The 9,895-nt window shown below is 72.6% G+C and carries 3 protein-coding genes; all 3 read right to left on the bottom strand.

All coding sequences use genetic code 11. The annotated features are described in order from the left end of the window. A partial coding sequence (locus tag VI238_RS13595; protein ID WP_331652245.1) for a hypothetical protein occupies positions 1 to 556 on the bottom strand: 556 nt, incomplete at its 3' end. Then, positions 553 to 8,388: a non-ribosomal peptide synthetase/type I polyketide synthase gene (locus VI238_RS13590; protein ID WP_331652243.1), complete on the bottom strand. Its 7,836-nt coding sequence runs from the start codon at positions 8,386 to 8,388 to the stop codon at positions 553 to 555. The genes VI238_RS13595 and VI238_RS13590, both read right to left, overlap by 4 nt. After that, on the bottom strand, positions 8,385 to 9,895 hold a 1,511-nt coding region (locus VI238_RS13585; RefSeq protein ID WP_331652241.1), incomplete at its 5' end, for a non-ribosomal peptide synthetase. The genes VI238_RS13590 and VI238_RS13585, both read right to left, overlap by 4 nt.

Raw genomic sequence — 9,895 nt, 5'->3', positions numbered from 1 at the left:
GATCGGGGTCGGCCGGCTTCGGCTCCCTGCCGATGAACGGATAGCGCAACCGCGACGCGCGTTCGCGCGCGTCCATCGCGACGAGTTCGTCGAGCCAGGCGCGCCCGTCGGGCAGCGGCTGCCACAACCACAGCGGCAGGCGATGGCGATGCGCGAGGCGCGCCGCGGGCCAGGCGCCCGCGCGTGCGCCGAACGCGATCGGCGGCACGCCCGGCAAGCGGCGGCCGAGTTCCGCGAGCGCCATGTCGGCGTCGCCGCTCGCGCCTTCGAGGTCGAAAGCGGTCTCGTCGCCCCACGAATCGCCCGTGCCGTAGTAGTCGAAGCGCAGGCTCGCGATGCCGCGCTCGGCGAGGCGCGCGGCGACGAGCGACAGCAGGCGGTAACTGAGGAACTGCTCATGGAAGAACGGCGGACACAGCACGAGTGCGGCGCGCGCCGTGCCGCGTGCCGCGCGGTAGACCGTGAACAGGCGGCGCTCGGGCGGCCCTGCGAACTCGAATTCATGCGAGGCGGGGTTGGCGCGCTCCGGCGCCGGTGACGCTGCCGCTGCCATCATCCGCCACGCCCGCCGAACAGTCCTCGCAGGCGCGCGAACCAGCCGCCCCGCGTCGTCGTGCCCTCGCTCGGCAGCATTCCTGCGACGCTGCCGAGCGTGCCCGTCGCGATCGCGAGCACGTTCAGGCGCACGCCGGTCTCGCGCTCGACGCGCGCCATCATGTCGACGGCAAGCAGCGAGTCGCCACCGAGATCGAAGAAATTGTCGTCGGCGCGCGCCTCGGCGACGCCGATGAGTTCGCACCAGAGCGCGGCGAGGTAGCGCTCGCGCGCGTCGACCGGCGCTGCCGCGGCACCCTCCGCGTGCCCGGTCTGTTCGGGCGGCATCGGCAAGGCCTTGCGGTCGGTCTTGCCGTTCGGCGTGGTCGGCATCGATTCGAGCACGACGATGTGGCTCGGCCGCATGTACGGCGGCAGCGCTTCGCGGAGCCGCTCGCGCAGGCGACCGGCGAGGTCGCCGTAATGGTCGCGCGAGGTCACGTAGAGCACGAGGCGCTGGTCGTGCGGCCCGAATTCGCGCACGGCCGCGGCGGCTTCGCGCACGAGCGGATCCTCGTGCGCGGCCGCCTCGATGTCGCCGAGCTCGATGCGGAACCCGCGCAGCTTGACCTGGTCGTCGGCGCGACCGTGGAAATGGAGCACGCCGTCCTGCAGGCTGCCGATGTCGCCGGTCCGGTACATGCGACTGCCGTCGTTCGCGAACGGGTCGATGCGGAAGCGCTCCGCGGTGAGGTCGGGACGGTTGAGGTATCCGTCGGCGACACCGGCGCCGCCGATCCAGATCTCGCCATGCCCGCCTGCGGTGAGCGGGCGTCCGTCCTCGCCGAGCACGTGGATGCGCGTGTTCGCGATCGGCCGCCCGAGCGGCACCGCACCCTCGCCCGCCTCGACGCGATGGATCGTCGACCAGATCGTCGTTTCGGTCGGCCCGTACATGTTCCAGAGCTCGCGGCAATGCCTTAGCACTTCGTTGGCGAGATCGCGCGGCATCGCCTCGCCGCCGACCAGCAGCTTGACGCCCGCGAGGCTCTCGATGCGACCGCCTTCGCAAAGCAGGCGCAGCAGCGTCGGCGTCGTCTGCAGCACGGTCGTGCCGCTGTCCTTCACCAGCGCGACCGTCTTCTGCGGATCGTGCACCTCCGCTTCGGTCGCGATGTGCACGCGGGCGCCGCTCACGAGCGGCAGGTACAGCTCGAGGCCGGCGATGTCGAACGACAGCGTGGTCACCGCGCAGATGACGTCGTCCGCACCGAAGCCGGGAGACTCGCGCATCGAACGCAGGAAGTTGACGAGGTTGCGATGCAGGATGCGCACGCCCTTCGGCTCGCCGGTGGAACCGGACGTGAACAGCACGTACGCGAGCGCTGCGCCGTCGACGGCAGGCAGCGACGCGCCGTCGTCGCCGGCCCGCATGTCGGCGTCGTCGAGCGCGACGAGCGTCGCGTCATGCCCGCTCACCGCGGCCGGCAGCTCGTGGCCGGCGAGGACTACGGTATGCCGCAGCGCGGCGCGCTCGATCATGAGGCGCAGTCGCTTGTCCGGGAAACTCGCGTCGAGCGGAACGTACGCGGCACCTGCGCGCAGCACGCCGAGTGCGGCGGCGACCATCTCGCTCCGCCTCGGAACGCAGATGCCGACGAGGTCGCCGGGCGCGACGCCGGCAGCGCGCAGGCGCGAAGCGACGCGCGCGCTCGCGCGCCACAGATCGGCGTACGTGCAGCGCTGCGCCTCGCAGGTGACCGCGATGCGTTCGGGCGCCGCGCGCACCCGCTCCTCGATGAGGTCGAGCAGGGAAGGTCCCGCAGGCGCGGCCTGCGGCGGCGCCACCTGCGGACCCGCGGTGGTCGCGGCCGTACGCGCAGGCGCCGCGACCAGGGGTTCGGAAGTCTGCATGCCGATGTCCTCGAGCAGTCGTTCGTAATCGGCGATCCAGCGCCGAATCGTCGCCGCGTCGTACAACGCGGTGCGGTAGTGCAGGTCGAGCGTGAGTCGCTGTCCGTCGTCGTTGAGGTTGAAGAACAGGTCCCACAGCAGTGCGACGTGGCGGCAGTCGTGCCATTCGGTGACCACGCCGTCGAACTGCGGCGCGCGCAGGCGCGGATTGAGGTTGAAGATGACTTCGCCGAGGGCGCCACGCGCGCTGCGGCGACGCAGCGAGCGGGCGCGCAGGATCGTCATGAGCGTGAGGTCCTGGTGGTCCGCCGCATCGAGCAGGGCCGCCTGCGCGGTCGCCATCGCGGCGTCGACGCCCGCGTGCGGATCGATGCGCAAGCGCAGCGGCAGCGTGTTGACGCCGTCTCCGATCAGCGCGCCGCTGCCCGCGACCGCCTGCCCCGCGAACGGAATCGCGATGGCGAAGTCCTTCTGCCCGGACAGGCGCGCGACGAACAGGCCGAATGCGCCGAGCAGCAGGCCGTACAGGGTCGCGCCGCGACGGCGCGCCTCGGCGCGCAACGCGGCCGCGAGCGGTGCCGGGAACACGTGGCGCTCGGTGTCGGCATCGAAGCCCGCGGCCTCCGTGTGCGGCCGGTCGCCGGGCAGTTCGAGCGCGGGTGGAAGATCGGCGTAGACGCGGTTCCAGTACGCGAGGTGCGCGGCGCCGGCGGCATCCCGGCGCGTGCGCTCGGCGAGGGCGTAGGCGCGGAAACTCTGTGCTGGCGGCAGCTGCGGTTCGCGCCCGCCCGCGTACGCGTTGTAGCAGGCCTGCAGCTCGCCGCAGAGCACCGCGAGCGACCAGCCGTCCATGATCAGGTGATGCGCGACGAGGTGCAGTGCGTGGCGGTGCTCGCCCAGTCGCAGCAGCGCGAAGCGCAGCAGCGGCGCGCGCGCGAGGTCGAACGGCACGCGCATCTGCCGATCGCACCAGGCTTCGAGCCGGGATTCCGCATCCGCGCCGGAAAGGTCGACCTGCTGCAGCGGCAGCGGCGGCAGCGCCTGCAACGACAGCGTTCGGCCGTCGGCCGCGATGCCGAAGCGGAACGCCTCATGCCGGCTCCAGACGGTGTCGAGTGCGCGCTCCAGTGCGGCGACGTCGAGTGCGCCGTCGAACGTCAGCACGACCGCCTCGTTGCAGGCGAGCGCGGCATTGCCGCCGTACTGGCAGCCGAGCCACTTCTCGAGCTGGCCGTCGGTCAGCGCGACCGTGGCGGGCAGCGGGTCGGCTTCCTGCCCGCGCGCCGCGGGTGCGCGCGCAGGCCCTCCCGTGCGCGGCGTGAGCAGGCCTGCGCCGAGCAGGCCGTCGAGCGCGGTGCGCACCGCGGCGACGATGCGCTCGACCTCGGCGGCGCCGTGCGCTTCGGTGAGGAAGCAGTTGAACTGCTCGTACAGGTGCAGGCCGCCCGCGCGCAGCGCGTACCAGAACAGGCTCGCGTACGGCTGATCCTCGTCGGCGACGATGCGCCAGAGCGAACTGAAGCCGACCGCCTTCAGCGGCGCGGCGCGTTCCTCGAACAAGGTTTCGAGCCTCGCCACGAGCGCCTGCGTGCGCGCGTTGAGTTCGTCCTGCAACGCCGGCCCGCGCTGCTTGAGGTGCAGCAGCGCGGCCTTCGCCGCCGCGAGCGCGAGCGGATGGCGCACGAACGTGCCGGCGAAATAGGTGACGCCCGCCTCCGGGTAGGAGTCGTCGCCGAAGCGCCAGTCGCCGCCATCGAGCGCATCGAGCCAGCGCGCGTCGCCGGCGATCGCGGCGAACGGCAGGCCGCCGCCGATGATCTTGCCGTAGGTCGCGATGTCGGCGCGCACGCCGTAGTACGCCTGCGCGCCGCCCTGCGCGATGCGGAATCCCGTGATGACCTCGTCGAAGATGAGCGCGCAACCGGCTTCGTCGCAGATCGCGCGCAGCGCCTGGACGAATGCGCGCGGCTGCAGCGAAGGGTTCTTGCCCTGCACCGGCTCGATCATGATCGCGGCGAGCTCGCCGGCGCGTTCGCGCAGCACGCGCAACGCGTCGTCGCTGCCGTAGTCGAGCACGAGCACGTTCTCGACCGCGCTGGCGAGGATGCCGGGCGCGGCCGCGATCGAGCGCAGGGTGCGCGTGCCGCGCACGATCACCTCGTCGAAGATGCCGTGGTAGGAGTTGGTGAAGATCGCGATCGTCCGCCGCCCCGTCACCGTGCGCGCGATGCGCATCGCGCCCATGACGGCTTCCGAACCGGTGTTGCAGAACGCGACGCGCGCCATGCCGGTCATGCCGGCGATGAGTTCGGCGACGTCCGCCGTAAGCGGATGCTGCGGACCGACCTCGAACCCGGCGTCGACCTGCTGCTTGAGCGCCGCGACCACGTAGTCGGGCTGGTGGCCGAGGAAGTTCGCGCCGAACGAATTGAGGCAGTCGACGTATTCGTTGCCGTCGATGTCGTGCAGCAGCGCGCCTTTCGAACGCCCGACGACGATCGGGTAGACGAGTTCCTTCCACAGCGGGTTGAAGCCGGTGACGACGCGCGGATCGGCCATGCGCGCGCGGTGCTGCTGCGAGAACGCCTTCGAGCGCGCCGTGCGTGCGTTGTAGCGGCGCGTGAAGTCGTCGACCCATGCGCGCTGGGCGGGCGTCATCGCGTGATCGGGCCGCAGCGTGATGCGCGCGGACGCACCGAACGGACGCTCGACGAGATTGGCCGCAGGCGCTTCTTCCGCGCTGCGCCCCGGAGCCGCCGACGGCGCGGGCGGCGCGCCGACGAGGCCTGCCGGCGAGCCTGAGGCGAGGCTCGCGAGCAGCTGCATCTGTTGCTGCATGAGCGCCTGCTGGCTCTGGATCAAGGCGAGCAGCGGCGACGCCTCGCCGACCGGCGCGGGCGTCGCGGCCGCGCCGGCCACGGCCGGTGCCGGTGCCACCACCGCGGGACTCGACGCGGGCAGCGTCGGCTCCAGCAAGGTCGCGAGCTTGGCGTTGCTGTCGACGTCCTCCATGAGCCGCCGGAACTTCAGCTTGAGGCCGTAGCGGCGCTCGAGCTCGAGCGCGGCCTGCGTGAGCGACAGCGAATCGAGGCCGAGCTCGAGGAAGCTCGCGTCGTCGTGCGTCGCACCCAGATGCTCGCCGGTGAGCGACTCGACCAGCTCGCGCAGTTCGATGCGCAGGCGCGAGGATGGCGACGGAGCGGCCGGCGTGGCGGCCATCTCGGTATGGGCTTCCTTCATGATCGCTTCCCCTGGCACGGCGACATCCGGCGCCGGTGCATCGATCCAATGGCGTTCGCCGCGGAACGGATAGCCCGGCAGCGCGACGCGGCGACGCGCCTGCCCGGCGAAGTACGCGTCCCAGTCGGGTTCGCGGCCCGCGGCCCAGCACGCGCCGAGCGCGGTCGCGAGGTGCTCGGCATCGCTGCCCGGCTTCGCGGCCGGGCCGAGCGACGCGATCGCGCGACCGCGGTCGCCGAGCTGGCTGCGCACGAACGCGGTCAGCGCCTGCGACGGCCCGACTTCGACGAACACGGTCGCACCGTCGGCGATCGCGTGCGCGACCGCGTCGGCGAATCGCACCGGTTCGCGCAACTGGCGGCACCAGTACGCCGGCTCGGCGGCGGCGCGCGCATCGATCGGCGCACCGGTCACGCACGAGTAGAACGGCCGCGACGGCGGCGCGAGGCGCAGGTCCGCGAACGCGCGCTCGAACGGCGGCAGCGCGCCGTCCATGAGCGACGAATGGAATGCGTGGCTGACCTTGAGTCGCGTGGTCGCGATGCTGTCGGCCGCGAGCGTGTCGGCGAATGCACCGATCTCGGTGTCGGTGCCGGCGACGACGCACAGCTCCGGCGCGTTCACCGCGGCGAGGCTGACGCCACCGTTCAGGCGCGGCGCGATCGCGTGCGCGACTGCGCGCACCGCGAGCATCGCTCCAGGCGGCTGCGCCTGCATCGCCGCGCCGCGCGCGCAGACGAGCGCGACCGCGTCCTCGAGGCCGAATACGCCGGCGAGCGTCGCCGCGACGTACTCGCCGATGCTGTGGCCGATCATCGTATCGGCGACGATGCCCCAACTCTCCCACAGCCGCGCGAGCGCGTATTCGATCGCGAACAGCGCGGGCTGGGTGCACCGCGTTTCGGCGAGTTGCGCAGCGGCAGTCTCGACCGCGTCGGCGGTCGGCAGGATCAGCGCGCGCAGGTCGATGCCGAGCCGCGCACTCGCGAGCGTGCAGCAACGGTCGAAATGTCCCGCGAACACCGGCTCGGTCTCGACGAGTTCGCGCGCCATGTTCGCGTGCTGCGAGCCCTGGCCCGGGAACAGGAACACCAGCCTGGGCCGGCCGGCCCGCTGCGGCACGATGCGCGCGAGCGCATCGGCGGCCTGCGCCGGCGTGCGCGCAACGATGGCGGCGCGCGCCGCCATCGGCTTGCGACCGAGCGCGAGCGTCGCCGCGATGTCGGGCAGTTGATCGGGCTGCGCGCAGGCGAGGCGTAGCGCGAGGTCGCTCGCGCGGCGCTGCAAGGCATCCTCGTCGCGCGCCGACAGCACGAGCACGCTCGCGCCGCGACCGGGCGCCGGCGGAGCGGCGAGGGGCGCTTCCTCGAGCACGACGTGCGCGTTGGTGCCGCCGACGCCGAACGAACTCACGCCCGCACGACGTGGAACGGCGCCGCGCGGCCAGTCGATCGCTTCGCGTGCGAGCTTGAACGGCGATCGGTCGAAAACGATCTCGGGGTTCGGCCTGCCGAGGTTGATGCTCGGCGGAATGCGCTCGTGGTGAAGCGCGAGTGCCGCCTTGATGAGGCCGGTGACGCCCGAGGCGGCGACGAGATGGCCGAGGTTGCCCTTGATCGATCCGAGCCAGCACGTTCCGGTCGCGGCGCCATCGACGCGGAAGGCGCGCGTGAGCGCCTCCACCTCGATCGGATCGCCGAGCGGCGTGCCGGTGCCGTGCGCCTCGACATAGCCGATCGACCCGGCGTCGAGGTTCGCGCTCGCGAGCGCGAGGCGGATCGCGGCGGCCTGGCCGCGCACGCTCGGCGCGCCGAAACTCGCCTTGTCGGCGCCGTCGTTGTTCACGCCGACGCCGCGGATGACCGCATAGATCGTGTCGCCGTGCTCGATCGCGTCGGCGAGCCGCTTGAGCGCGACCACGCCCGCGCCGCACGAGAACACCGTGCCGCTCGCGTCGGCGTCGAACGGGCGGCAGTGGCCGTCGGCCGACTCGATCGCGCCCTCGGCGGGCAGGTAGCCCGACTCCTGCGGCACGACGACGTTGACGCCGCCGGCGAGCGCGACGTCGCACTGCCAGCTCATGAGCGCATACCACGCTTGCGCCACCGCGACGAGCGAGGTCGAACACGCGGTGTAGAGGCTGATCGCGGGCCCGGTCAGGCCGAGCCGGTGGGCGACACGCGTGGCGACATAGTCCTTCTCGTTGGCGAGCATCGCGGCGAACTCGCCGCTCGCGGCGACGATGTCGGGGCGCGCGTCGACGAGCTTGCGATAGCCGTTGTTCGAGGTGCCGGCGAATACGCCGATGGAGGCAGCCCCGGTGGAGGCAGCGCCGATGGCGTCGGCGCCGGCACTGCCGGTGCCGCGCGACGGATCGATGCCCGCGTGCTCGAGCGCGTTCCAGCACAGCTCGAGGAACACGCGCTGCTGCGGGTCGATCAGCTGCGCCTCGCGCGCGGGGATGCCGAAGAACGCGGCGTCGAAGCGCTCGACGTCGGCGATCGTGCCGCGCGCGCGCACGTAACGCGGATGCTCGCGCAGTGCGCGCGGCACGAGCGGCGATACCTGCTCGGGGGCGAAGCGCGTGATCGACTCGCGTCCGGCGAGCAGGTTCTCCCACAGTTCGTCGACCGACGCGGCGCCGGGAAAACGCCCGGCCATGCCGACGATCGCGACGCCGTCGTGCGCAGGCTCGCTCATCCGACGCCTCCGCCCGCGCGCGGGCCGAAGCGCGCGAACGCGGCACGCTGCGCGACGCCGCGCGCGCGCGCGCCGTCGGCGGTGGCGGGTGCAGGGGCCGCCGAGAGCGCGGCGGCCTGTGCCGCGACGGTCGGGTGCTCGTACGCCTGCGCCACGCTGAGCACGTAACCGTGCCGGCGCAGTTCGGTCAGCGCACGCACCACCAGCAGCGAGCGCGCGCCGTGGTCGAACAGGTTCGCTTCCACGTCGAGATGATCCACCCCGAGCAGCTGCTTCCACAAGTCGAGAAGTTGATTCGGCAAGGAAGCGCCTTCGAGCCAGCGCAGCGGCTCCGCGACCGGCGCGGCGGCGAGCGCACGGCGGTCGACCTTGCCGCTCGCGGTGAGCGGCAGCGCGTCATGGACCTCGACCGCGTGCGGCACGAGGTAGTGGGCGAGCGACGCCGCGCAGTGCGCGCGCAGCTGCGCCGCGAGGGCCGGGGCGTCGACGTGCGCGTCCCGCGCGAGCACGTGCGCGACGAGTCGGCGGCCGCCGGCCGCGTCGGCGGCGACGACGATCGCCTCGGCCACCGCGGCATGCCGGCAGAGCACGGCCTCGACCTCGGCCGGCTCGACCCGGAAGCCGTCGATCTTGAGCTGGTCGTCGAGGCGGCCGAGGCATTCGAGCACGCCGCCGTCACCGACGCGCGCGCGGTCGCCGCTGCGGTACCAGCGCTCGCGGTCGAGCTCGACGAAGCGTTCGGCGGTGAGCTCGGGGCGATGGATGTAGCCGGCGGCGAGGCAATCGCCGCCGAGCAGGAGCTCGCCCTCCGCACCGTCGGGGAGCGGCGTCAGCGCCGCATCGGCGATGCGCACGCGTACGTGCGGCAGCGCTACGCCGATCGGCGGCCGCTCCGGCCACGCGGACGGATCGCCGGCGAGCTCGTGCGCGGTGACGACATGCGTCTCGGTCGGACCGTAGTGGTTGTGCAGCACGGCGTCCGGCAGCGCCGCGAAAAGCGCGCGAATCGCCGGCGTGATGCGCAGCGGCTCGCCGGCGGTGACGACGTCGCGCAATGTATGCGGCAGCGCACCGCCCGCGGCGACCGCTTCGGCGAGCGCCTGCAGCCCGACGTAGGGCAGGAACAACCGCTCGATGCGCTCGCGCACGAGCAGCGCGAGCAGCGCATAGGGATCGCGCCGCTCGGATTCGTCGGGCAGCACGAGGCAACCGCCCGTCGCGAACGTCGAGAAGATCTCTTGGAACGACACGTCGAAGCCGAGCGGGGCGAACTGCAGCGTGCGCGCCGCGCGCCCGAGACGCGGATGGGCCCGGTGCCATTCGATCAGCGCAGCGACCGCGGCGCTGCGCATCGCGACGCCCTTCGGGCGGCCGGTCGAGCCGGACGTGAACATCACGTACGCGAGCTGCGCGCCCGCGATCGTGACGTCGGTCGGCTCACCCGAAAACGACGAGAAGGCCCACGAGCCGAGGTCGACGGCGACCGCTTCGGGCTCACCTTCCAGGC

The organism is Dokdonella sp. (assembly GCF_036518555.1).
Classification (GTDB): domain Bacteria; phylum Pseudomonadota; class Gammaproteobacteria; order Xanthomonadales; family Rhodanobacteraceae; genus Dokdonella_A.
This window is presented reverse-complemented; position numbering and strand designations above follow the sequence as displayed.